Raw genomic sequence first — 24,531 nt, forward strand, 5'->3', positions numbered from 1 at the left:
CACGGGCGGCAACAACTCGGGTACCACGGGCGGCAACGGCTCCACCTCCTCCGGTGACTCGAGCTCCACGGGCGACTCCGAGGCCAGCGGCTCCGACGCGTCCACCCAGTCGAACCACTAGAGCAGCTCGACGCATAGGCAAGCCAGCTTCGAGGCCATCCTCTCCCGAGGGTGGCCTCACTTCTTATATGCGCAACGTGTCGGCAGCGAGAAGCGCAGTGTCACCGACCGCAAACGCCCCATCGGTTATGCACGTCTCGCAGCAGTCAGACATGTCAAACCAATGGCCAGATATGCCCACTCAAACCTGTCATCAGTTGTGCACGTTCAGCGTCTCCCAAACATGTCAAACCGATGGTTCCAATCAGGCTGGACACGACCAATGCCGAGAAGGACGCCGCCGCTTAAACGCACCATCGGTTGTGCACGTCCAGCGCGCCTCAAACGTGCCAAACCAATGGTGAGAACCACCCATCCCAACGCCCCATCAGTTATGCACATTCCACGCCAATTTAACGTGTCAAACCAATGGCGAGAAGCGCAATATAGCGAGGCCCTCGGCTCACAATCGAACCGAGGGCCCACACACCCGCTATGCAGCTCTCTCTAACTGCGACGGCGACGCATCAGCATGCCAACGCCCGCAACGGCGGCACCAATCACGGCTGCGGCAACGGGCGCCACGTACGAAGTCTCGTCACCCGTCTGCGGAATGGCATTCGAGCCGTCCTTCTTGTCGTTAGCCTTGTCACCAGCGGGAGACACCTTCGAGCCATCGTCCTGGCCCTGCTCCCCAGAGTCTCCGCCCTTGCCCGTATCACCGGTACCAGCGTTACCACCCTGGCCGCCAGGGCCACCATGCTCGCCCGAATTCGCCTTCTGGTACATCAGGGCAAACGGCGAGAAGGAATCGACCGCAAACTTCACGTAGCTCTTGCCGCCAATCTCGACCTTCTCGGCATCGATGGTCTCGGGAGGATTGCTCTCGAGGAAGATGCTCGGATCATCATCAGAGTCGCGGTCGAAGCCCTTGAAGTGCACAATCTTAAAGCTCGAATTGGAGCCAGCGTCCTCGGGCACGGGCCAGTAGACGTTCATCTTCTGGCCCTCGCCCATCGTCACATAGGCATTGCCGTTGGCCGTATCGACGAGGTCGAGGTACTTGAACTCGTAGGCGTACTTCCCGTCGGGATTCATCTTCTCGTCGAGATAGCTCTTGAGCGCAGAGTCATCCAGGCTCTCATCGACCATGAGCTTCACGCCCTCGGGCTCGGCGCTGATGCCAGAGTCATTGACGAAATACTCAGTTCCATCCTGAGCCACGCCCGCGAGGAAGCCATCGCCCTCGGCAGCGGCGGGCTCGCCATTGGCGATGTCCGCATAGACCTCGTCAGTGTTGGCACGGATCGTGAGGGTGCTCGAGCCAAGCTTTACCGGGCGGGAGATAGTCCTGCCATCGACAGTTGCAGTGATGCGCAGCTTGCTCACGTCGAGGCCGCCCGCATACGCGTTCACCTTGAACTGTCGGAACTGGTCGGTGACCGAGGCGACGAAGTCGGTGTTGTCCATGACGTTGCCGCTCTCGTCCTTAAATTGAACGCGGAATGGAATCGTCTCGCTGGTGCCATCCACCTGGCTCGGCAGAATCTTGTAGATGTAGACCTTGCGGCCGTTCATCGTGACGTGGCTCTGGTCCTCATTGCCATAGAGCTCGAGCGACCAACTGCGCGTGATTCCGGTGCTTGGGTCATTGTAGGTAAGCGCCACCTTATCCGTGAGATTCACGGCAGTGCCACCCGTGCTGCCAAGAAGGTCGTTGATGCTCTGAGGCAGCACAAAGTAGAAGCCCATCTCGGGGAAGTCGTTGCTCACGAACTTGCCGTCATCGCCAATGACACCGCTGTAGCCCTCGCCACCCGTGTAGACGGTGAGGTTCATCGGAGCCACCGTAGCCGAAATGGCGTCGACGTCGCCCTTGGCAATCTGCCACATGTGATAGGAGTCGTGATCGATGGGGTCGGCGTCCTCAACGCGCTTGAGGTAGAGGCCATCGCAGATTGCTTCGTCATTGCCCAGCACGAAAACCTCCTGAACGGGAGCGTCGTTATCCTGGGCGGCAGAGAGCACGTAGTTCTGCCCCACCTCGGGCATGGCAAGGTTCTCATAGTTGTCGGCCGCAACGGTATAGACCGTGCTGGAGCCAGTCGAGGTGCCGTCGACGCACAGCGGGATGTCTCCCCCATCGCTCGTACCGTCATAGTTCTTGCTCACAACGGGGAGGCGAATCTCGGCCTTGTTGCCCTGATAGTCGCCGCCAACCTCAGAGGCATTCATGAGGGCCATCGCGCCAGCATTGGTCACGTTACCATTAAACGTTGCCGTGCCCTTGCTTGCGAGAAGACCCTGCTCGCCCACGGAGGTATTGCCCTGAATCCACAGGTCAAAGTTGTGATTCTTTGCTCCCGACTCAGACGTGAACTCCTGGTTCCACGTACCGTCGATGGACGCGTTGCCATAGACCCACATGTGGTTGTCGCTCGTCGTGGTAAGCGTGCTTCCCTGCTCGATGTCGACGCCACGAACCCAGTCATGGTCCTCGAGGGTGACGTCGGAGCCATTGACCAGGTTCACGCTCTCACATTCCTGTACAAAGGAAGCGGTGGCCTCGGCACCATCAAAGGTCACTGTGGGCATCACGCCATGGTCGGGCAGCTTGCTTGCCCGTACGCCCGAGACACCAAGGCGGATGTTGGGCTTGCCTGTCACCGTAATGGTGGAATTGGCCGGAGCCGTCGCGGAGTCAGTACCAAAGAGCAGGGCCCAGTCGCCGCCGTTAACCGTAATCGATAGAGCGCCGGCGGACGAATCACCAACCTCGGTGTAGAGGCCAAAAATGCCAGCCTGGTCGTAGTCGCCGCCGTAGTAGCTATCCTTCAGCTCGACATTGGTCAGCGTCATGGAGAGCGCACCCGTGACGGCCGTGTCGTCGGCGCCATAGATGTTGCCAACATGGCTGCCGCGCACATTTACCTCTACATTGCCCTTAACGTCCGCATGCTTGGAGCCATAAATCTCAGGAGTATCGCCGCGGGTTGGCTCGGAGCCACGGTCCCAGCCCCAAACGTTCTCGTAGGCATCGACGGTCACGCTGCCGCCAACCTGGTACTGGCTGCTCTCAAAGTTAGACATCATGTCGCCGGCACCAAAGATTCCCCAGTTGGCGTTAATCCTGAGCACGCGATCGGTATTCTCATAGTCCGGCGAACCCGCGATGATATGGGCGCTGCCGTCAACGACGGACTTGTCGACGTACTCGCGCTGGGCGCTGATACCGTTGCATCGACCGGCACGCGCCTCAATGGTGAGGTCGCCTTTGATCTCGCAGCCGCTCGTTCCGTCAATTGCCGGGGTGCCGGTACCACCGTTGTCATAGACAAGCTTGGCGTTGCCGTCGACGGAAACATAGCTGGCAGCGGTGCTCGAGCTCGTTCCGTCTCCCAGCACGCTTGCCGGCGTCAGCTTGTTGCCGCCGCACATCGCAACGTTGCCGGAGACCTCGAGGTAGGTATCCCCGTGAACCGAGCCGGCAAGGCAACCACCCACGATGTTGTGAGAGCCGTTGGTGGAGCCAACGTTAACGGAACCGGTGCCGGCAATCACGAGATAGGTGCTATCGACATCGGCACCATTCGCGCCAGCGTACATCGTAATAGAGAAGTCGAACGTGCTGGCAGTGGTAAAGACCGTGCGATGACCGTTGCAGAACAGCATGCTGCCCTTCACGTGCACGTTGTCAAATGTGCAGTCGCCGGCAAGGTAACCGGTGTAATAAAAGTCGAGCGTAGCCTGGGTGTCGCCCGAGCTCGTCACGGTAATGCTCTTGCCCTCCGCACCAAAGGTGGCGCGGTAGTTAGACGCGGGGACCCTAAACGTTTCTCCACCTTTGAGTTCAATCGTTGCCCCGTCATCTGAGGATGAGGCAATGGCGGTCAGCGCCTGGGTCAGATCGTCGTTCGTCTCGACCGTATAGGTAGAGCCACTGACGGCGACGGACTGAGCCGCTGCGGCTGCCTGGGGCTCCACCTGTGGCGTATGGGCCTCCGGCTGGTTGGCCGAGGCATCGACCTCGTCGTTCGCCTCAGCATCATCGGTGGGCGCGGGCAAGGTGGGCGAGAGGGGAACCGGATTGGAGTCGTCTCCGCCATCGGAGGGCGCGGCGGGATTCTGCGCCTGAGCATCCTGAACGATATCGCTCAGTTGTTCGGCAAAAGCCGAGGTAGGAAGTGTGCTAAGTGCAAGTGTGACTGATAACAGGTACGCCAAGGCGCGCCGAGCCTTCGGCTTTTTCACGGGGCAGTCCTTTCTCCTTTGCGATATGCCAGTTAGTCGCTCAGTCAATGACACAGAAGGAGAAACCGATTGTCATACCGCCCCCAGTAGCAATTAAGTTCTAGCACCGTTGTATGAGGGCCGTGACAAGGGGGGGGGGTTAAAATTCCGCGAACGGTAATAGATTTGCCTCGTCTTACAACCGCGTTTTTGAGGACGGAAAGGCTGGTATGGCATTCATTCGACGGCCAACCTGACACGAAGGGACCGACGCACAAACCTGCCATCGGTTGCGCACGTCCAGTGCCTCCCAAGCGTGCCAAACCAATGGCGAGAAGGGCTTCCCCTAACGCGCCATCGGTTGTGCACGTCCAGTGCCTCCCAAACGTGCCAAACCGATGGGACGTTGTCGCAAACGTACGCAACCGATGGGACGAAAACGTGCGCTGCGGCACTCGTACCCACCACGCGCACAACAAAGCGGGCCGGGGAACGTATCCCCGGCCCGCGTCATGTCTGGTGCCCCCGGCGCGATTCGAACGCGCGACACCCGCTTTAGGAGAGCGGTGCTCTATCCCCTGAGCTACGGAGGCGGTTATGTCACCGGCCGGGCCGGCACGCGCGCAAGTGCGAGCGAACTATTATTCTACGCTACTTGCTCGACTTCTTCTCGGCGCGCTCGCGCTCCTCCTCATCGTGGAGGTTGGCAAGCTGCTCGCGGCGCTTCTTGGGACTCAGACTCGCGACCTTGTCCTGGGTCTCGTTGCGCAGCGGACGAATCTTCATCCACTCGTACACGAGCGAGGTGATGATGAACACATAGGCCAGCGCAAGCGAAATCACGGACAGGATGCCGCCGGTCGTCTGCAGGTTGTACATGTTGGAGCCATCGGACGCTCCAATGTAGCCGGAGGCAAACGAGCAGACCACGAAGACGAGACCCAGTACCAGGAAGACCCACCAGACGCGACGACGCTTCGCGTATAGCTCGTTGCGCTTGAGCAGGGCGTTGGTGAGGGTGTTAAAGATGTCCTCCTCCTCGCGCTCAGCGCGGCGGACCTCCTTCTTCTCCTCCTTCGTCATGCCGGCGGTCGACGTGGAGCCGTCAGGGTTCTTCTTCTTGGTGACAATGCGCACCGACGAGCCGGCATCGCGGACGGGCTTGGCCTTGGTCGGGCTCTTGCGCGTCATGCCAGACGAGACCTGCTTCTTCTCGCCCTCACCCTGAGGCATGTTTCGCTTGTTGAACGGACTACGCTGGGACATTGCTCTCCTTCATTGGAACGAACTTCTCGCCGGTGATGATCTCGTAGGCCTCCTGGTAGCGCTTCGAGGCACCCTCAATCACCTCGGCGGGCAGATGCGGCGGCTCGCCCGTCATGTCCCAGTTTGCGCACAGCCAGTCACGGACGTACTGTTTGTCAAAGCTGGGCTGGACGTGACCCTCGCTGTAGCCCTCCGCGGGCCAGAAGCGGCTGGAGTCGGGCGTCAGGCACTCGTCAATGATGGCGAGCTTGCCGTCAATGAAACCAAACTCGAACTTCGTGTCGGCGATGATGATGCCACGCGTCGCGGCATACTCGGCCGCGGCGTTGTAGATGGCCAGGGACGCGTCACGCAGCTGCGTGGCAACGTCCTCGCCCACGATCTGGGCGCAGCGCTCGAACGAGATGTTCTCGTCGTGGTCACCAAGGGCGGCCTTGGTCGAAGGGGTAAAGATGGGCTCGGGCAGCTTGGACGCCTCGGTGAGGCCCTCGGGCAGCTTGATGCCGCAGACGGTGCCATTCTCGTCATAGGTCTTCTTGCCCGAGCCGGTGAGGTAGCCGCGAACGATGCACTCGATGGGCACCGTCGTGGCCTTCTTCACGAGCATGGAGCGACCCAGCAGGTAGTCGGCGTACTCGGCGTACTCCGCCGGGTAGGTGGCCGGGTCGAGAGAGATGACGTGGTTGGACAGGATGTCTGCAAACTTGTTGAACCAGAACGCAGAGATGCGGGTTAGGATCTCTCCCTTGTACGGAATCTCGTCAGGGAGGATGAAGTCGTACGCGCTGATACGGTCGCTCGCGACCATGAGCAGCGAATCCCCGCAGTCGTAGATGTCACGGACCTTGCCTTGCGAATCTGGGCGCTTACCCATTGCTGCCATTCGATACCGCTTCCCCTCGGTTGAGTGACGCAAAACCGGCAATAACCCTTCCATTGTAGTAGAAAAAGCACCCCTCACCTTGCGATAAGAGGTGCTCGTATGCAGTCGCTCCGTTGTCGGCGAACCATCGATTCGTTGCCGAGTGGAGCGGCCTACTTGTCCTTCTCCTTGTCGTCGCCAGGAAGGGCGAACGGCTTCTCCTGGGTGCGCGGAATGTGGAGCGTGAACTTGGTACCCTTGCCCAGCTCCGACTCAACGCCGATGAAGCCGTGGTGGCGGTCGATGATCTCCTTGGTGAGCGCCAGGCCCACGCCCAGGCCTCCGCTCTCGCGCTCGCGGCTGGCGTCGGAGCGCCAGAAACGGCTGAACACGCGCGCGAGGTCCTCCTTTGCGATGCCGATGCCCGTGTCGGTGACCGAGACAATCGCGTCGCGGCCCTCCTGCGACACGGCCACCACCACGTAGCCGTCCTCCGGGGTGTAGCGCAGGGCGTTGGACATGAGGTTGATGACGCACTGGCGGATCATGTCGCGGTCGACCTCACAGAAGATCTCGCGGCGGCCGTTTTGCACGTCGAACTTGAGCTTGAGGCCGCGGTCGGCAAAGAGCTGCTCCTGGGCCTCGACGACCGAACGAACCAGCAGGACGATGTCGGTCTTCTCGGGATCGAACTTGGTGGTGCCGTTCTCGATGCGCGAGAGCTGCAGCATCGCCGAGACGAGGCGCGAGAGGCGACGAACCTCGCTGGCGACGGTCTCGAGGTGCTCGTCGTCGGCGGGAAGCACGCCGTCCTGCATGGCCTCGACCGTGGCGAGCATCGCCATGAGCGGGGTGCGCAACTCGTGGGCAACGTCGCTCGTGAGGCGGTGCTCGAGCTTGAGGTCGCGCTCGAGCGAGGTCGCCATGTCGTCGAACGTCTCGCCCAGCTGACCGATCTCGTCGTCACCCACGATGCCCGTTCGGGCCGTGAGGTCGCCCGAGCGAATCTGCGAGGCGGTCGAGGTAATCGACTTGATGGGCTTGGCGAGCTTGCGGCTCACCATGACGCCGGCGATGACGGCGAGCAGCACGGCCACGAAGCCCGCGTAGACCACCGCGTTGTACGAGAGGGTGCGGAACTCCGCGTCGCCCTTCGTGAGCAGCGCCTCGCTGCCGTAGGCCCACAGGCGAACGGAGCCCACGGTCTGGCCGCTCATGGTCACGATGCTCTTGTCGACCACAGACTCGGCGTTGGTGGGGGCCAGTGAGGTCGCACGGGTACGCGTGCCCGAGACGGACGCGCTGGTCTGGGCGGCGGGGTCGTCCTCGTGCTCGGAGCCGCGCGACCACGTGTCGTCGTAGATGATGTTGCCGTTGGCGTCTGAGACCTGGACGCCAACCTCGCTCGAGATTGACGAGGACTGCACCGAGCGTTCGACGTCCTCGTCGTTCCAGCCGGTGGTGGCGTCATAGGACTCCCCCAGGCTCTCGGCGATGACCGCGGCGTAGCGCTCCATGTTGGAGCGCGTGTACTTCATGAACTGGGCCTCCCAGTTCACGGCCAGCACCACAACGAGAATCACCGCCGTCATGCTCGAGACGGCGGCGAACATCAACGTCATCTTGCCGCGATACGACATGTGGCGCGGCTTTTGGTTGGAGAGCGTCTTCCACGACGCCTTCGAGGCATCAGAAGTCCTGAGCGCCTCGGGGATGTCATCCGCGGGGCGCTCCTGACGAATCTTCTTGCCTACAACGAACTTAGCGGGAACCAACTGGCCTCCCCCTCAGTTGTAGTTCTACTTGTCGCTCTTCTTCTCGGGCTCGGGGGCGTCGAAGCGGTAGCCCACGCCGTGAACCGTGTAGAGCCAGGTGGGGTTGCGCGGGTCGTCGCCGAGCTTGGCGCGCAGGTTCTTGACGTGCGAGTCGATGGTGCGCTCGTAGCCCTCGAAGTCGTAGCCCAGGACCTTCTCGACAAGCTCCATGCGGCTGTAGACCTGGCCGGGGTAGCGGGCCAGCGTCACGAGCAGCTTGAACTCGGAGGCCGTGAGGTCGACCTCCTTGCCACGCACGGTGACCTTGTGCGCCGAGATGTTGATCACGAGGTCGCCGTAGTCGAGCACCTCGAGCGTGGGTTCGTTGTCGACGCGGGCGCGGCGAAGCAGCGCGCGCACGCGGGCAACGAGCTCGCGGGGCGAGAAGGGCTTCACCAGGTAGTCGTCGGCACCAAGCTCGAGGCCAATGATGCGGTCCTCGACCTGGTCCTTGGCGGTGACCATGATGATGGGCACGTCGGACTGGTCGCGAATGGCGCGGCAGACGCGCTCGCCGGAGAGCTTGGGGAGCATGAGGTCGAGAACGACGAGGTCAAAGCCGTGCTTCTCGAACTCGTCGACGGCGGCCTGGCCGTCTCCGACCGAGCGCACCCAGTAGCCCTCGCGCTCAAAGTAGGCGGCGACGGCCTCGCGGATGGCCTTCTCGTCCTCGACCAGCAGAATCTTCTTTGTGTCCGAAGCCATGACGGCCTCCCTGTCAGCATTAGCGCCGCGACGCTCGAAACGAAGCGGCATTCCTATTCACAAAGTTTACCCCATCGGGGCACCTCGATAACCATCTTGGCCGCGAGCGGCGCAAACGCCCAGCTAGAGCGCCCAGGCGCGCACCTGGACGGACGCCGGGTAGCCGGTCTGCTCATCCTTGACGGTGGCAAAGGTCACAAAGGTCGAGGTGGTTCCCATGCTTGCGGGGTAGTCGCCGTAGTCGAGCGCGCGGCTGGGGGCGGCAAGCGTGGCGTAGGTCTGGGCGTTGGTATCGACGATCACGTGGCCTGCGCGCGTCTTGATGAGATAGACGCCGCCCTTGCCCGCGCACACCGCGGCCGGCTCGCGCGGCAGGGCCACGAAGGAACCGTCGCCCGAGCCGATGTAGGTGCCCATGTTGCCCAAAAGACCGCCCGTGCCGTAGTTGGCCTCGATGGAGAAGACGAAGTTGCCGTCCATGAAGGTGGCATACATGGGCGAGACGGACGCCGGCAGCACCAACTGGTTTACCTGCGTGGACAGCCCGCTCTCGAGCGTGTAGGCCGTGATGCCAAAGTAGCGGCCCTCGTTCGCGCGCACGCGCGGCACAAGCGTCACGTTGCCGTCCGAGACGGTGGGGGCGCAGGCAAAGCGGCCAGAGGAGCGCACGACCTCGTCGGCCGAGGAGGCACCTGCCTGCCACAGGTAGCACGAGGAGCTCTCGCTTGTCTTGCTTCCGCTGGTAGAGGGCATCACAAGCCAGATGACGCTCGAGCCTGAGCAGCACACGAGCGGCGGGTCGTAGTCTGCGTCGGCCTTCCACAGCGTGTTGACCGTGCCCAGCGCACCGTCGGCAAGGGAGGCAGCAAACAGGCGCCACTCATGACTCACGATGTCGAGCTCAGACCACGCGAACACGGAGTCAGAGCACTGCGCGTCATAGATCACGAAGTTGCCGCCCGTACGCGCCACGTCTACCAGCACCACGTTGGCGCCCGAGGCAACCGAGATGGCTCCGGCGCTCGTCATGGCCGAGGGCGTCTGGCTGGGAACCACGTAGGGCTTCCAGGAACCCTCGCTGGGGCGCAGCGTGCAGCCCAGCGGCAGGTTCCACGAGCCGGCCTCGGCAAGCGACGTGGTGCCCTTGCCGTCCTCGGCCTGACTGTATGAGCCCTCGATGTCGCCGGAGCCCACCACATAGGTTGCCGTACCCGAGTCAACGACGACCGGGTCGGACGTGGTTTCCGCGGGCTTCGAGCAGCTCGACAGCACCGACACGGCCGCGGCGCCCGCGGCGGTCGCGGCCGTGCCCGCCAGGAACGAGCGGCGCGATATGTTGGGAAGGATCGACATGGGTCCCTTACGCCTGGGCCGCGGCACGGGCCGCGGCAAGGCCAACCGTAAGCTGGTCTGCGCAGGAGGTCTTGCGCGGGCCGCAGGTGTTGCCGGCCAGGATCTGCGAGATCTCGTCGACGGAGTGGCCGGCGACGAGCTTGGAGATGGCCTTGAGATTGCCGTTGCAGCCACCCTCGAAGGAGACCTGCTCGATGGTGTTGCCATCGTCGGACAGGCCGATGTGAATCATCTGAGAGCAGACGCCGCGCGGGCGGAAGTCATAGCTAAACATGTATCTCTCCTTGGTTAGACAGGCGGAGCCGTGCCGAGAAGTATCCCCGCTTCCCGGCACGGCGAGTCAGACGGTTGCCTGCCCCACGTGGAACACGGGGACGGGGCGGCTGGCCTACTCGAACGACAGGTCCTCGAGGCGGTCGAAGACGCGGTCGATGCGGGTGAGGAAGTCCCACGGGTCAAAGATCTCGTCGAGCTTCTCGGCGGGAACGGTGCAGCGCGGGTCGGCCTCGAGGCGCTCCTTGAAGGTGGGGCCGCTCACGCAGTCCTGCACCTCGTGCCAGGTGGCCATGGCGTTCTCCTGAACGATGGCGTAGGCCTCCTCGCGCGTGATGCCCGTGTCGACGAGGGCGAGCAGCACCTTGGAGGAGTAGATGAGGCCACGGGTCTTGTTGAGGTTGGCCATCATGCGGGCCGGGTAGAGCTGCAGGCCGTCAATGACGCGGATGAGGCACTGGAACATGTGGTCGAGGGCAATGAAGCTGTCGGCCTGCGCCACGCGCTCGGCGCTGGAGTGCGAGATGTCGCGCTCGTGCCACAGGGCCACGTTGTCAAAGGCAACCTGGGCGTTGGCCTTGACCACGCGGGACAGGCCGCAGACCTTCTCCATCGTGATGGGGTTGCGCTTGTGGGGCATGGCCGAGCTGCCCTTCTGGCCCTTGCGGAACGGCTCCTCGGCCTCGAGGGTGTCGGTCTTCTGGAGGTTGCGGACCTCGGTCGCGATGCGCTCGCAGGTGGCAGCCGTGGTGGCGAGCACGCCGGCGAGGTAGGCGTGGTGGTCGCGCGAGATGACCTGCGTGGACAGCGGGTCGTGGACGAGGCCGAGGTGCTCGCAGACGTACTCCTCGACGAACGGGTCGATACTCGAGTAGGTGCCCACTGCGCCCGAGATGGCACCAAAGGCAACGTTCTTGCGGGCGTCGCGCAGGCGGTCGAGGTCGCGCTTGAGCTCCCAGGCCCAGGAGCCAAACTTCATGCCAAACGTCATGGGCTCGGCGTGGATGCCGTGGGTGCGGCCGGCACACAGGGTGTTGCGCTCCTCGAAGGCACGGCGCTTGCAGATCTCGCCCAGCTTCTGGACGTCTTCGATGATGAGGTCGCAGGCCTGGGTGAGCTGGTAGCACAGGGCGGTGTCGCCAAGGTCGGAGCTCGTCATGCCGTAGTGGACCCAGCGGCTGGGCTTGGGCGTGCCCTCCGGGACGTCGGCGTCGATGTACTCCTTCATGTTGGTGAGGAAGGCGATGACGTCGTGGCGGGTGACCTCCTCGATTGCGTCGACCTCCTCCTTGTTGAATTTGGCGTGGTCGCGGATCCAGGCGGCCTCATCCTTGGTGATGCCGCAGGCACCGAGCTCGGCCTGCGCCTCGCAGGCGAGCACCTCGATCTCCTGCCAGATGGCGTACTTGTTCTCGAGCGAGAAGATGTTGCCCATTTCGGGACGGGTGTAGCGATCGATCATGCGGCTCCTCCTGTGCGGTCGCGGCTGGCCGGCGTGTCTTTTGCACAACACTTTGATTTTAGCGCGATGAGCTGGGAGGGCGCGAGCGGGGCGGCCATGGAGAGGGCAACTTAACGGGCTTCGCGCCAACCTTCGCGCCCAACTTAACAGCTGCGGAGTTGGGCAAAAAACAAACGTTAGGTTACTGCGAAGTGTGGCGACCATCAGGCCCTGCGCACTTCTCGCACAAAATAGCGGGCCGAGAGGCAATGCCTCCCGGCCCGCGAACATGCTGGTACGCCATCAGGGATTCGAACCCTGGACCTTGGGATTAAAAGTCCCCTGCTCTAACCAGCTAAGCTAATGGCGCGTGCTCTCTAATTCTAGCCGATGTGCAGCGGTCGTGCCGACTCGGGACAGCGGACGGGCACGGCCGGCCCCTTCGCTACTCCCAGCTCCACTGGCCATGGATGAAGATGGGCTCCTCGGTGCCATCGGCCTTGATGCCCGTGATGTCGAGGTCGTCGGCGCCGATCATGAAGTCGACGTGCTGGGCACTCTCGTTGACGCCATGGGCCATGAGCTCGTCCTTGTCCATGTCCATGCCGCCCTCGTAGCACTCGGGGAAACCCATGCCCAGGGCAAGGTGACAGCTCGCGTTCTCGTCGTAGAGGGTGTTGTAGAAGAGCAGCCCCGTCTGACGGATGGGCGTGTTCTTGGAGATGAGCGCGCACTCGCCCAGGTAGTGGGCACCCTCGTCGGTCTCGATGATGCTGCGCAGCACGTCTACGCCCTTCTCGGCACCAAAGTCGACGACGCGGCCCTCCTCGAACCTCAGCCAGAAGTCGCGAACGACGGAGCCGTTGTGGACGAGCGGCAGGGCGGAGTGAACCACGCCGGAGGTACGGGCGCGGTCGGGCGAGGTGAAGACCTCCTCGGTGGGCATGTTGGGGAAGTAGAGCGAGCCGTCGCGGAGCTTGCCGGCGCCGCCCTCCCACACGTGCTTGGGCGTCAGGCCAACCACGAGGTCGGTGCCGTTGCTCGAGGTGTAGTGGAGCGCGTCGTAGTGGGCCTCGTTGAGGCGGCGCTTGCTCTTGGCGAGCATGGCGTTGTGGGTCTCCCACTCGCTCTCGGGGTCATCGGCCACGCGCGTGGTGTCGAGAATGGCAATCCAGAGGCGGTACATCGCCTCCTTGTCGGAGAGCTTGGGGAAGACCTTGCGGGCCCAGGCGAGCACCGGGGCGCCGGCGATGCACCAGGCGTTGCCGCCAAAATCGAGGCCGCGACGGTACTCGGCACACTGGCGGTGCGAGGCCAGCGCGCGGGCGGCGGGCTTGGAGGCGTCGACGCCGAGCATGGCGTCTGGGTCCTCGCCGTCAATCCACAGGAAGGCGGCACCCTCGCGGGCGAGCGAGTTCATCTGCTCGGCCTTCCAGCCCGGAAGCTGCTGGAAGCGATCGAGCGGGCAGGAGTCGTACTCGAGGCGCGTGAGCTCGTCGTCGCACCAGATGTGGGTCACGTGACCAGCTCCGGCCTCGTAGGCAACGCTCGTGACGATGCGCACGAACTTGAGGCTCTCGACGGGCGCGGTGATAACGAGCTCCTGGCCCGGCTTGAGCGCAACGCCGCGTGAGACGAGCAGCTCGGCGTACTGGCGAAGCCTGGGCTGAAGGCGGCGCATGGCAAGCATGCACTCCTCGTCGGTCATGGGAAGAGAGGCCATGATGGTCCTTTCGTTCTTGGTATGTCAGGCGCTTGCGCGCCGATACGTCTTGACAGCCGCGGGCGCGGCCACAGGGTTGTTACCCCTTGGCGCGGAGATGTAGTCGAGAGAACCGTTCGCAGAAAAACGCAAAAGCCCCGGCACCTTGAAGTGCCGGGGCCTGCCGTTTCTGGAGCGGGCAACGGGATTCGAACCCGCGGATGACGGCTTGGGAAGCCGTTGCCTTACCACTTGGCGATGCCCGCGCTATGGAGCGGTTTTGTCCGCGCCGCCTGTTCAGTGTACCCAGCGCGGCGGGTTTGGGCAAGTTGGCGGGCGCGATGGCTCGATTCTGGTGTCAGTCACGCAGGGCCATCGGTGATTGGACGCGCGGGTCGAGGAGGGTGCCATCACCTGGCCCTGGATTCAGTTTTATCACCTCGGTTATTTGCATAACCACCAGCCCGGCACGCGCTGGGGACTCCAGATGCGCCGCCCACCGAGAAACGCACGGAGGGGTTGTCGCGAACAAGCGATTTACCTGCGGTGTCAGGTCTGTGTCAGCACGCTCACGGGTTTGTGTTGGATGCCCTTCCTATGCTGCCCCCAACGAATCGGCCAAGAAGAGGGGAGTGCCATGGAAGCTAAGCGCTTGTCATCACATAGCCCGGGAGCAGCAAACGGATTGTCCCTGTCCAAAGGCGGGGACGGAGGCATCGCTATCGTGCCCTGCCCCGGGTTAAAGGAAGTGTTTGGGGAAGCGTCCGACGCAAGCGATCAGCGCAGCTGGCGCTCGCGTCCCGAGGCCTGGCCCATGCCCATGCCCCTGCCGGACTCGGCCCGATTGGTCGTCCGATGAGGGCGGGGCAGTTCCGCGTGCCCGAGCGCAGGCGCGCGGCGAGGAGGGCACGGCAGAGCAGCGGCGAGCGCCGGCCACGAGGGAAGCGCACGTGGGCGGTGCTCGGCGGACTGCTCGTGCTGGTCTTGGGTATCGGCGGCGCGGCGCTGCTGCTTCTTGGCGGCAGCGACCTCACGGGAACAATCCTCGGCGCGGCGCGGGAGGGCAAGAGTCGCGCGGAGCTGCAGGCCGAGCTCGACCAAGAGGTGCAGGACAACATGATGACGGTGAGCGTACTCCCCTCACCGCGACTGAGCTCGAGCGGGCTGCTTGAGGTTGGCTTTGAGAACGACGCCGAGAACAAGTTCTCGCAGCGCTTCACGCTCACGCAGGACGGGGTCGAGATCTATCGCAGCGACCCGCTCGAGCCGGGCAAGCGCATCGACTCCATTCGCCTCAAGGACGTCGCGACAGGCAAGGCGATGGTCGAGGTGCAGGCCGTCGACCAGGAGAGCGGGGCAGACCACGGCTCCCCCACCGCCATCGAGGTCAACGTCGTCAATGACCCCGCCGAGACTCAAGCCGCAGATACGGCCGCTGCCGCGGCCGAGGGCTCGGCATAACGGCTAACCAGGTACCCCGCGGGGCTCATAAGGAGGCCCGCACGCAGAGAGGAGAGCAGCATGTTGCACGAGAGCGATCGCCCCAGGAAGACAACACGCACGACCAGGGGCTGTGCCAGGGCTGGCGCCGTCATGGCCGGCCTTACGCTCGTCGCAAGCCTCGGGTGCCCCGGCGCCGCGATTGCCGAGGAGGTCACCCAGGGCAGAACGGGGTCGACCAAGGTCACCGTCACGGCAGACAACGAGAACCTACGCTTCCGCGTTCCCACGGTCATCCCCTTCGTCGCGGCAAGCGACGGCACGCTCACGGGCCCCAGCCCCGAGGCAACGAGAATCGAGAACCTCTCAGCCTTTGGCCTCAAGGTCACCAACGTGCGCGTCGAGGGGTCGAGCGGATGGACCCACTCCTCAGACGTCAACGGCGCCGACAACTCCATCGACTGGGTGCTGGGACCGCAGGGGGCGCAGGTAAGTGCCGCCGAGGCCAGCAAGGGCGAGGGCACGGCCATCTCCGATGCCAAGTGGAACATGACCTACCAGAGCGACAGTACCGAGACCGACGACATCCTGCTCTACACCTCGGGAACCGTGGGCAGGGTCACGCAGGACATCAGCTCGCCCGTACACATCGGTACCGTGACCTTCACGCTGGCGCCGGGCGCACACGCCCAGTCCCAGGCAAACGATGTGGCGCAGGACGAGCCCACGCCCGAGGCGCCCACGGGTGAGCAGTCATGAGAAGCCTGGCAAGACGCCTAGCCGCACTGCTTCCCGCCGCGCTTCTCGGCCTTCTGCCCAGCGCGGCGTGGGCGGCGGGAGGCAGCACCGACGTCACGATACGCAGGCTCGAGGAGCAGACGCCCAATCCCCCGGCGCCCTTCATACCCCTTGCGCAGACGGGTGTTGACAGCCAGGGCTGGTGGGTCGTTGCGGGAGGTCTCGCCCTCATCGCAATGGCGCTCGTAGCCTGGCGCATAGCGAAGGGAAGGAGTCGCGATGCACACTAGGCACCTGGCACGCCTTGGTCTTGGGATGCTGTCCGGCGCCTGCGCGCTGGCCCTTGTCATGGCTCCGGCAGGCGCACAGGCAGATGACATCGACTACTTCTGCGAAGACGTCGTGGTCACGACGCCCCAGAGCCAACGCCCCATTGCCAGGCAATCTGCCATAGCCATCCAGTCATCGCCGGTGGGCACCTGGGTCGAGGTCAAACGCAGCACGTCGGCGACAATCATCCAAACGTGCCTGTACTACATCTCGCCCAACGCTAACAGCGACGGCTCGGTGCAGGTTACGGTCAAGACGGTCCTGCAGAACAACAACTACAACGGAGCCATCTTCTGGACCACGACCAAGACCATCTATGACAATGGCACGCAATGCGCCTTCATCGGCGAGGACTGGAACTCCAAGGCCTATCACAACGAGTCGATCTCGGCCGAGGCGACCTTCGCCGTTCGCGGCGGTGGACGCCACCGCATCACCTCGATAGAGACGGGCTTTCGCGGCAGCTCCGAAACCTCGGCCGGCTGGGACTTCACCATCGACATCCCCTACACCATCTCGTCGAGTTGCGAGCAGGGCGGCTCCATCTCCCCCGCTGGCAACACGCTCGTGGGCGTTGGCGCCTCACAGGGGTACAACGTCTCGGCAAACGACGGATGGCGTATCAGGGACATCGAGGTAGACGGCACGAGCGTGGGCGCGCGCAGCAACTACACCTTCACCAACGTGAGCGGCAACCACACCATACGCGCCAAGTTCCAGAAGGTCTGGAAGGTCAAGTTCGTCGACGGCATAACCGGAGAAACCCTCTTCGAGCAGGTCGTCGACGAGGGATCGGGCGCCACGGCACCCGAAGTCCCTGGCCACAATGGATGGCACTTCTCGGGATGGGACGGTGACTTCTCCCACGTGGGCAGCGACCTGACCATAACGGCAACGTACGAGCCAACCATCTCGGTGAGGGTGCCCTCGCTCATCCCCTGCCGCATCCTGGCAGACGGGTCGGTGGCCGCACCCAGCGGCTATGCCATCGAGAACCTGTCGGTGGTACCTGTGAGGGCCCAGAGCATCACCACGAGCGGCATGCCAGCCGACGCAAGCTACACGCTGCGAGACGGCGACACGGTGGTTCACGAATGGAGCGGGGCCGACAAGAACGGCAGCGATCTGCGCATTGGTAGCTCTGCCAGCAAGGAGCTTGCGCTCAGTGTCTCGAACGTGACGGGCGCGGGCGAGTGGCGGGCGCTGGCCGAGGCGGCGGCCGCGTCGGGAAACGCCCAAGAACTCTGCACCATCACCTACACCTTTGAGGCAGCATCATGAGAGGAGGTCCCCGGCGGCCGGGACGCGCCCCCGGCCGCCGCGGGCCACGCGGCTTGGCAGCGTTCCTTGGAGCGAACGTTCTCGCGGGCCTTGCTCTCATCCTGGCGGGAGGGCAAAGCATTGGTCCTCGCCTCGTCTCCGAGTTTCGCTACCAACAGGCAAGAGATGCCCGCGACGCCATGGACGCCGGTGGGAGCTCCGAGAAGGAGGCCCAAAAATGGGCCAACCCCAACCAGGCCGCCTGGCTCAGCGTCGATGGAACGCCCATCGACTATCCGGTGGCCCAGGGGGCCGAGCAGGAGCCCGGGTTCTACCTCGCCCATGATCTTTGGGGGCAGCCGTCACAGGTAGGATGCCCCCACCTGGACTGGCGCTGCAGCGTCGCAGATACCCACGCCCTCATCTACGGCCATCGGGTTGGTACCACCGACCTGCAGTTCTCTCCCATCGCCAACGCTTGGGACCAGGGGGTCTTCGACGCCCTTGGAGCGGCCACGCTCGAGACGCGAACGGACACGAAATCCTACGTGCCCTGCTTCGCCCTCAAGGTCGACAAGTCATACGAGCAGATCCAGCGCTTCTCGATGAATCGAGATGAGCTGCGCTCGTGGCTCGAGGACATGCTCGGCGAGGCATCGGCCGCAAGCCCGCGGGCACAAGACCTGTGTCGACATGCCACAAAAGCACTCACGCTGGCCACCTGTGCCTCATCACAGGCCGGCCAGCGTGAGAGAACGCTGCTCGTATTTGTTGGGACGTCCGCCTAGGAGCGCCTGATGGCCTCGAGCACGAGGGCGGCAACGTCCTCTACGCGCTCGGGATTCACGCACTCGGAAACGTCGTCGGCGGTACCGGCGCAGGCGCGCGACTCGCCGGGGCCCATGCCCATGATGGTCACGGAACGGAGGTGACGGCGCATGAACATCGTGGCATCGCTGTTTGCCCACGGACGGGCAGCCTGGCCGAGGGCCATGTGCAGGTCGTCGGCGACGGACTGGAGAACGTTGCCAAAGCGACGGTCGCTGCGGCGCGGGGTGCCATAGCCCTCTTGGGTGAGCATCGTGAGGTCACCGGCACCAACGCAGTCGAGGTTGATGACGATGGCGCCGCGCAGGGCCTTGCGGTGGGCGGCCACGAACTCGGCGGCACCGGCGTTGCAGAGGTTGGAGGCACCCGTGGCAACGAACCAGATGTCATGGGTCTTCAGGTCGTCGTCACCCATGGCGAGGATGGCATCGCGCAGGTCGCGGTTGTTGGCAGAGGCGACAAACTCCGAGGGAGCCGGGGCCTCGACGCCCTCGTAGGACGAGAGGTCGTAGGACTGATCGGCCTGCTGGCCGGACGCAGGGGCAACATCGGAAGCCTGGGTCTGCTGCTCGACGGGCTGTTCGCTTTCGGCATCGTCGCTAGAGCCACGACCGGGAACGGACGGGAGCTTGTCCTTGAGCTTGCGCAGGTTCACGTTGAGCGCGGCGCCGCCCTTCCAGTGGCCGCCCTGGCTGTCGTTGCCAAAGTTGTCCCACGAGCCGATGTTCTCGCCCGAGGTCTTGGCATCGTAGTTGTCATCGACGCCCAGCCACTCGGACATCGACTCCTGCTGCTTGTTCTTCCTGCCAAGGAAGCCAAGGCCGCGGTGGCCAGAGGCCTTGGCAGTCTGGGGAGTGGCGGGCTGCGGAGCCGCGGGGGCGCTCAGGACCTCGATGTCATCCGGCGCGGTGGGCTGAACCTGCTGGCGCGCGGGAGCCGTAGCCACGCGGGTGGCCTGCTGGCTGGCATCGGCGAGGCGCTGGGCCATCTGTGAGCGGGACGGAAGCTGCTGCTGAGCGGGCGCGGCATAGGCTCCGAGGGCGTCAATGCCAGAGTTCTTGGGGTCGGGCAGATCGAACAGGGCCGCACGGCGAGCAACGTTGGAGACGTTCTGCCGGCGCGTGGGCTTGTAGGAGCTCTTGCCCCAATCGGGGTCGGAGATGGCCGCGGGGGCAGGGCGCGTGGCACGGGGAGCCTCGGAGGCGTCGTTGGCATCCTCGGGGGCCATGGTGAAGAGGCCTGAGTGATCCGTCTCAGTGAGGGGACCCTCCTCGGCGTTCTGGCCGTCCTCGAGCTGGCTCATGTCGGCCTGGACATTCGCGGCAGGCGCCGTCTCAGAAACGTCCTCCGTGTCGATACGCGGGGCGGAGACGGGCTCCATCGGGCGAGTGGCACCAGCGGGCTCGTCATCGGAGGCGGGGGCGTCCTCGTCCTTGGTGGGCTCAGGCACGGCCAGGTCGCACGTCTCGTCGGAAGGAACGACTACGGGCTCGGCCGCACGGGTGGCGTCGACGTCACCTGGAGTGAAATTGTCCGCGGGAGCAGCCTGGGGCTCGGGCTCGTCATCGGCGGCAACGTCAAAGGAGCGTGTCTCATCGGCCGGCTCGGAGACAGGTGCCGCCACGGGCTTGGGAGCAGGCTTTGCCACGGGGACCATGCGGACCTCGGGCTCGATGTAGGTGATGGAGCAGGTCTCGGGAAGAATGCCAAGCTCGCGAATCACCTGCTCGCCATGGCGAACGCCCACGACCTCCTCGACGACGCGGCGCATCTCGGGCTCGGCGGGCTCCTGCTCGGCCTCGTCGGCCTGTTCCTCGGCGGCCTCAGCAGGCTTGAGGCCACCCTTGCCCTGCGTCACGCGATCGAGCACGCCAAGCATGGCGGCCACGGAAGACTTGTTGTCAACAGCGCCGGAGGTGTAGGGGGTAAAGCGGCTGGCGACGATGCACGCGCCCCAGATCACGAGCGGCAGGGAGGCGATGATGCCAATGATCCAGAAGGTGCGGCGGGCGGCCTCGGGAAGGAAGACGAACAGCTGCAGGATCGTGCAGGCGGCAACGGCAATCATGAGGTACATCGAGTAGGAGGCGAGGTACTTCTTGATAACCGCAATCTTGGGGTTGGCCAGGGGGTCAACGCGCGCCGTGTCGTAATGGGCAACGATCACGATGGGGCGGTTGCGCAGCTCGGGCTCGACCTCGGCCTCGCGATAGCCAACCACGTTCTGGCTGTGGGCGCGCGAGCCCAGCTTGCCAAAGACGTCCTTGCCGCTGCGGACCATGCTCAGCAGCGCGATGGAGCCAAAGACCAGTACGAGGCCAATGATCGTGGCAACGATGTTGCCCAGACCAACGAGCAGCATGCCAAGGAACATCGCCACGAGGGTCGCGCCATAGGGAAGTTTGCCCAGGCTCGGGGCAGTAAAGTCCTGAATCTCAGGGGCAAGGCCCTGAGCTGCGAACTCATCGGCCAGTTTGTGGGCGCAATCGAGCTCTTCCTGGCTTCCCGCGGGCGCAATGCCAACTTCGGTATTAAGACGCTCGAGGTAATCCTTCGTGATGCTCATCCGTTCACCTTCCAAATAGCGGCTGGCCGCTAGGTACAGTCATGCTAGAGAGTATACGTCTACCTCGCACATTCGCGGGACCGGGGGCAACTCCTGCACACGACCAGCGCCGCGGGCAGCGACTATCCCCCGCCCAAACGCATCGAAGCGCTCGTCTACGCCCGTGCGGCACCGCTCGTTGCCGCACGGGCGAGCACGCCCTGATACTTGCGCACCACCGCATCGGCATCGGCGGCCTTGGCCGCAGACTCCGCATATTTCTGGCGCTCGGCAGACGTAAGACGGGCGTAGGAATCCACAAAGATGTCTGAGAGGTTTGCGGGCAATGTGGCGGCAAACGTGGCGGCCTCGGCATCAGCGGCGTTGTACTGGCTCACAAGCTGGCCCGCACGCTCGAAGTCGCCCGAGACCACGGCCGAGTCGGCGTCGAGCATAAGCTGAGCAGCCTCGGCCCTCTTGGCAACATAGGACTCGTAGACGGCGTAGTCGGCATCGCCAAATGCTTGCTTTGCCTTGCCAAGAAGGTCGCTCGCCTCGGCAATGAGTGACGCTGCCTCGTTGTCGAGCGACACGGCAACGTTGGCATCTTGGATCTGCGTCTGCTCCCCCGCGAGGAACCGGGCGTATTCGTTTGCGGCGTCGCTCGCGGCCTTCGCCTTCTCGTCGGCGCTCTCAAGCCTGTCCCGCGCCTGACCAAGCAGCCCCAGCGCAGACGAGACCGCGTCGTCGACGTCCACGATCACCTCACCGGCGCCAATCATCCCACGGCGTGCCTCGATGGATGCAGAGAGGGCGTCGAGCACCTCCCTCCCAGAGTCGTCGAGATGGTCGGCCAGGGCCTGGGCGCGTTCGAGGTGAGACGAGGCCTCCGTGAGCAGCGAGGTCGCGGAGTCAATCTTTTCCGAGAGCCCCTCATGGGAGGAGGTGTCACCGCCAATCTGGGACGAGACGGCCTCGTTGAGCGGAACGATGGCGGCGTCGGCCTGGGCAACGCAATCGATGGCATCGCCAAGCTCGGCTTTTGCCCTTGAGGCGCTCGAGAAGTGGCTCCACAGGAGATAGCCGGCGCCTCCAAGGGCGCCCACCACGAGCACCACGATGAGGACGCGCAGGCCAAGGGGAGTCGCCACGCGGCCACGCGGGCGAGCGCGGCGGCGGTGCGGGCGGGCAAAGGAGCCCGCTCGGTGGGAGGCATCATGCAAGCCGCGAGCGGCGTCACGCCTGCTTCTTTTCACATTCGTCCCCTCGCGCAAGCGCCGCGGCGCATAAAGCTTCATAATCTACGAGAGACGGGACACTAACCCGTCCACCACATGGTACCAGCATGAAGACGGGCCCACTCAAGGCAGGGGGAACGGCATGGCTAGGCAGTCGTCAAAAAAGGGGCAGACACTCGGACATCGAGACATCACGCGCGCTCGTGTGGCCTTCAGATTTCTCGACAGCAGCACGGCCCTGAACACCGACTACATCTATGACCACTTCTACAAGGGCTCGGTGACAAAGACCTCGCTGCACAAGACGCTCAAGCGCGACCGCGACGAGCTGGCAAGCGAGGGCATCTACCTAGTCGAGGAGCAGGACGGCACCGCCAAGAAGTGGCACCTCGACGAGCAGCGCACGCGCAGCGACAAGATCCTCAGCAAGAGGCCGGCCATTCCCAGCGATGACGAGCTTCTGGCCCGCGGCTTCACCAAGTCGGACATCGACAAGCTCAAGATCATCGAGGAGTACGAAAAGAACCTCGACGACGCGGCTTGCATCTACGCCACCCTCATGCGCGCCCTTCTCGACGACCCACAGACCACCAACCCGCGCGACCTCGGCTTTGCCATCGCCCGTCTGGCGCTGGGGACGGGCCGCGGCACCGGAGGCGTTGCCCCGCAGAAGGCTCCCTCTGAGGGCGGCAGGCACCTCTCCTACTTCACCAAGGCGCGCTACGAGCGCAAACCCATCAAGATGATGTATCGCGCCAAGGCCGACGACGCCCCCATCGAGCGCGTCCTCAAGGTCTACGGGCTCTTCACGTTCCAGGACGGCATCTACGTGGTTGGCTCACGCTCCAAGAAGGACGAGGCCGACAGCATCCGCACCTTTAACCTCGAGCGCGTCGAGGGCGAGCCCATCATCCTCGAGGACGAGCCCACTTACGAAATCCCCGCAGACTTCAGCGTCGACAAGTACCGCAAGCTTCCCTTTGAGATTGGCCCAGGCGACAGCGAGGGAAGGTCAATCAACGTCACGTTCTACTTCCAGCGCGGCGTCAAGGAAAGCCTGCCCGACCGCATCAAGAAGCGCGACTCGTTCAAGACCCACCAGGGCGGCAGCGCAGAGCTCACACTCGACGGCGTGCGCGACATCGACAGGGCAGCACGCTGGGCAATCACCATCGGAGCCATACCGCTCGACCCACCTGAGCTTGTGGGCAAGTGGGAGGAGCTTCTCGAGGAGGCACGGTCATGACGAACAAGCCAAAGAGGCGCGGGCCGGGGCGTCCGCGCGAGCATCGCCTCGCCGAGGACCTCGCGGTGGCGCTGACGCTGCAGCGAAACGGCTACGTCACCAGCTATGGCGACCTCGCCCAGCTGCTCATGCCCAACGAGAACTACGAAAAGGCAAAGGCACGAATCCAGGAGATCGTCGAGAACCTCGACAACACGAGCAGCCTTGGCGAGGGCAACTCCAAGCCCATCAACATCGTCACCAGCACCATCAACTCGGACACGGACAAGCGCGTCGTCTCGCACATCAACGACGAGGGAAGGCCTCGCGCCCGAGGCATTCGCCTCTCCCCGCAGCAGGCCGCGGCGTGCAGCGAGGCCTTCTGGCGCCTGGGCGTTCCGCGCACCAACATGACCCGCGCAATCATCGAGAAGACGCTCTACCCCGAGGACCTCGAGCTCAAGCCCGCCGACAACGAGTCCCTTCTCGAGAGCAACGAGCTCGTCTACCTCAAGTACTGCGCCTACTCCATCATCAAGGCCAAGCCCGGCAGGGACGAGAACCACGTAAGGCAGCTCCCCGTCAGCTTCCTCTATGACGGCGAGAACGACGCGGACTTCAAGCGGAAGTCGACGCGCCTCGTCATTCCCCTCACGATTCGCCTCAAGGACGGCGAGTGGGACATCGACGCCTTCGATTGCGACGCAAGGGACAACCGCACCTACCAGCTGAGCCGCATCACCGACCTCAAGCTTGTGGGCTCATGCAGCAGGGACGCGGACTATCGGGAGGCCGTGGCCTCCCAGGCACCCTGGGAGTGGGACGAGGACGACTACGTGAGCATCACGTACCTGGACCCCGCAGACGTCGACTCGCTCAACTTCCTCCTCTCGCTTGACGGCGCAGCCTATTCGCATGAGGAGAACGGCCTGTCGGTAGTCAAGATTCCCTACAATCGCGGCGACTGGCTCCCCCGCCAGCTCCTCTCGCTGCAGGGCAAGATCAAGATCGACGAGAGCGGCAAGAAGGCCCCGGAGCTTATCGAGGAGATGCAGGAGGTCGCCAAGCACGACCTGCTGGAAGCGAAGAAGGTCCGCGCCCGCAAGGCGCCGGCCACCGAGAAGTAGGCGCGCCCCGCCGCCAGCAAGACGAGGACGCAACACCAGTTAGCACTCAAACGCA

At 63.8% G+C, this 24,531-nt stretch carries 18 protein-coding genes and 3 tRNA genes; 7 read left to right on the forward strand and 14 right to left on the reverse strand.

The window, feature by feature from the left end; translation table 11 throughout:
* Window positions 1-606: 606 nt before the first annotated feature.
* The 12 genes from Q3866_RS00005 to Q3866_RS00060 all read right to left on the reverse strand — a co-directional run bounded on the left by Q3866_RS00005 (window position 607) and on the right by Q3866_RS00060 (window position 14,011).
* On the reverse strand, window positions 607-4,164 hold the full coding sequence (locus Q3866_RS00005; protein WP_301828671.1) for an LPXTG cell wall anchor domain-containing protein: 3,558 nt from the start codon (window positions 4,162-4,164) through the stop codon (window positions 607-609).
* Between the two features lie 682 nt (window positions 4,165-4,846).
* Window positions 4,847-4,922 (reverse strand) — tRNA-Arg (locus Q3866_RS00010).
* A 58-nt stretch (window positions 4,923-4,980) separates the two neighbouring features.
* Window positions 4,981-5,595: a Yip1 family protein gene (locus tag Q3866_RS00015; protein WP_301828672.1), complete on the reverse strand. Its 615-nt coding sequence runs from the start codon at window positions 5,593-5,595 to the stop codon at window positions 4,981-4,983.
* Window positions 5,582-6,478, reverse strand: a complete 897-nt coding sequence (locus Q3866_RS00020) for a phosphoribosylaminoimidazolesuccinocarboxamide synthase (protein WP_301828674.1) — start codon at window positions 6,476-6,478, stop codon at window positions 5,582-5,584. The genes Q3866_RS00015 and Q3866_RS00020 overlap by 14 nt, the downstream gene beginning before the upstream one ends.
* Before the next feature lie 152 nt (window positions 6,479-6,630).
* The gene (locus Q3866_RS00025) at window positions 6,631-8,232 is read right to left on the reverse strand and encodes an ATP-binding protein (RefSeq protein WP_367881355.1); all 1,602 of its coding nucleotides are present in this window, start codon (window positions 8,230-8,232) and stop codon (window positions 6,631-6,633) included.
* A 24-nt stretch (window positions 8,233-8,256) separates the two neighbouring features.
* The gene (locus Q3866_RS00030; protein ID WP_293824451.1) at window positions 8,257-8,976 is read right to left on the reverse strand and encodes a response regulator transcription factor; all 720 of its coding nucleotides are present in this window, start codon (window positions 8,974-8,976) and stop codon (window positions 8,257-8,259) included.
* A 123-nt stretch (window positions 8,977-9,099) separates the two neighbouring features.
* A complete protein-coding gene (locus tag Q3866_RS00035; protein WP_301828676.1) occupies window positions 9,100-10,329 on the reverse strand; it encodes a twin-arginine translocation signal domain-containing protein in 1,230 nt (409 codons plus the stop codon).
* A gap of 7 nt (window positions 10,330-10,336) precedes the next feature.
* Window positions 10,337-10,603, reverse strand: coding sequence for a TIGR03905 family TSCPD domain-containing protein (locus Q3866_RS00040; protein ID WP_293673072.1), 267 nt, complete (start codon window positions 10,601-10,603; stop codon window positions 10,337-10,339).
* 114 nt (window positions 10,604-10,717) lie between these two features.
* Window positions 10,718-12,064: an adenylosuccinate lyase gene (gene purB, locus Q3866_RS00045; protein ID WP_301828681.1), complete on the reverse strand. Its 1,347-nt coding sequence runs from the start codon at window positions 12,062-12,064 to the stop codon at window positions 10,718-10,720.
* A gap of 272 nt (window positions 12,065-12,336) precedes the next feature.
* Window positions 12,337-12,413, reverse strand: a tRNA-Lys gene (locus Q3866_RS00050).
* Window positions 12,414-12,488: 75 nt separating this feature from the next.
* Window positions 12,489-13,766, reverse strand: a complete 1,278-nt coding sequence (locus Q3866_RS00055; protein ID WP_301828682.1) for an aminopeptidase — start codon at window positions 13,764-13,766, stop codon at window positions 12,489-12,491.
* A 170-nt stretch (window positions 13,767-13,936) separates the two neighbouring features.
* A tRNA-Gly gene (locus Q3866_RS00060) sits at window positions 13,937-14,011 on the reverse strand.
* A gap of 691 nt (window positions 14,012-14,702) precedes the next feature.
* Here Q3866_RS00060 and Q3866_RS00065 point away from each other — a divergent pair.
* Genes Q3866_RS00065 through Q3866_RS00080 form a run of 5 tightly spaced genes read left to right on the forward strand, consistent with a single transcriptional unit; the run spans window position 14,703 to window position 18,301 of the window.
* On the forward strand, window positions 14,703-15,206 hold the full coding sequence (locus Q3866_RS00065; protein ID WP_301828684.1) for a hypothetical protein: 504 nt from the start codon (window positions 14,703-14,705) through the stop codon (window positions 15,204-15,206).
* A gap of 60 nt (window positions 15,207-15,266) precedes the next feature.
* Entirely contained in the window at window positions 15,267-15,944 is a 678-nt protein-coding gene (locus Q3866_RS00070) for a hypothetical protein (protein WP_301828688.1), read from the forward strand.
* The gene (locus tag Q3866_RS07780) at window positions 15,941-16,213 is read left to right on the forward strand and encodes an LPXTG cell wall anchor domain-containing protein (protein WP_367881356.1); all 273 of its coding nucleotides are present in this window, start codon (window positions 15,941-15,943) and stop codon (window positions 16,211-16,213) included. Before Q3866_RS00070 ends, Q3866_RS07780 begins: the two co-directional genes overlap by 4 nt.
* Window positions 16,203-17,534, forward strand: a complete 1,332-nt coding sequence (locus tag Q3866_RS00075) for a hypothetical protein (protein ID WP_301828690.1) — start codon at window positions 16,203-16,205, stop codon at window positions 17,532-17,534. Before Q3866_RS07780 ends, Q3866_RS00075 begins: the two co-directional genes overlap by 11 nt.
* Before the next feature lie 53 nt (window positions 17,535-17,587).
* A complete protein-coding gene (locus Q3866_RS00080; protein ID WP_301828691.1) occupies window positions 17,588-18,301 on the forward strand; it encodes a class B sortase in 714 nt (237 codons plus the stop codon).
* Here Q3866_RS00080 and Q3866_RS00085 read toward each other — a convergent pair.
* A complete protein-coding gene (locus tag Q3866_RS00085; protein WP_301828692.1) occupies window positions 18,298-20,907 on the reverse strand; it encodes a M28 family peptidase in 2,610 nt (869 codons plus the stop codon). The two genes, Q3866_RS00080 and Q3866_RS00085, sit on opposite strands and share 4 nt — an antisense overlap.
* A 155-nt stretch (window positions 20,908-21,062) precedes the next feature.
* Window positions 21,063-22,037: a hypothetical protein gene (locus Q3866_RS00090; protein WP_301828695.1), complete on the reverse strand. Its 975-nt coding sequence runs from the start codon at window positions 22,035-22,037 to the stop codon at window positions 21,063-21,065.
* A 292-nt stretch (window positions 22,038-22,329) separates the two neighbouring features.
* Here Q3866_RS00090 and Q3866_RS00095 point away from each other — a divergent pair, with 292 nt between their 5' ends.
* Both Q3866_RS00095 and Q3866_RS00100 read left to right on the forward strand, forming a co-directional pair.
* Entirely contained in the window at window positions 22,330-23,370 is a 1,041-nt protein-coding gene (locus Q3866_RS00095; protein WP_301828696.1) for a YafY family protein, read from the forward strand.
* Entirely contained in the window at window positions 23,367-24,476 is a 1,110-nt protein-coding gene (locus Q3866_RS00100; protein ID WP_301828698.1) for a WYL domain-containing protein, read from the forward strand. The genes Q3866_RS00095 and Q3866_RS00100 overlap by 4 nt, the downstream gene beginning before the upstream one ends.
* Window positions 24,477-24,531: the final 55 nt, after the last annotated feature.

This window comes from uncultured Parolsenella sp. (assembly GCF_958346945.1).
In the GTDB taxonomy this organism is placed as follows: Bacteria; Actinomycetota; Coriobacteriia; order Coriobacteriales; family Atopobiaceae; genus Parolsenella.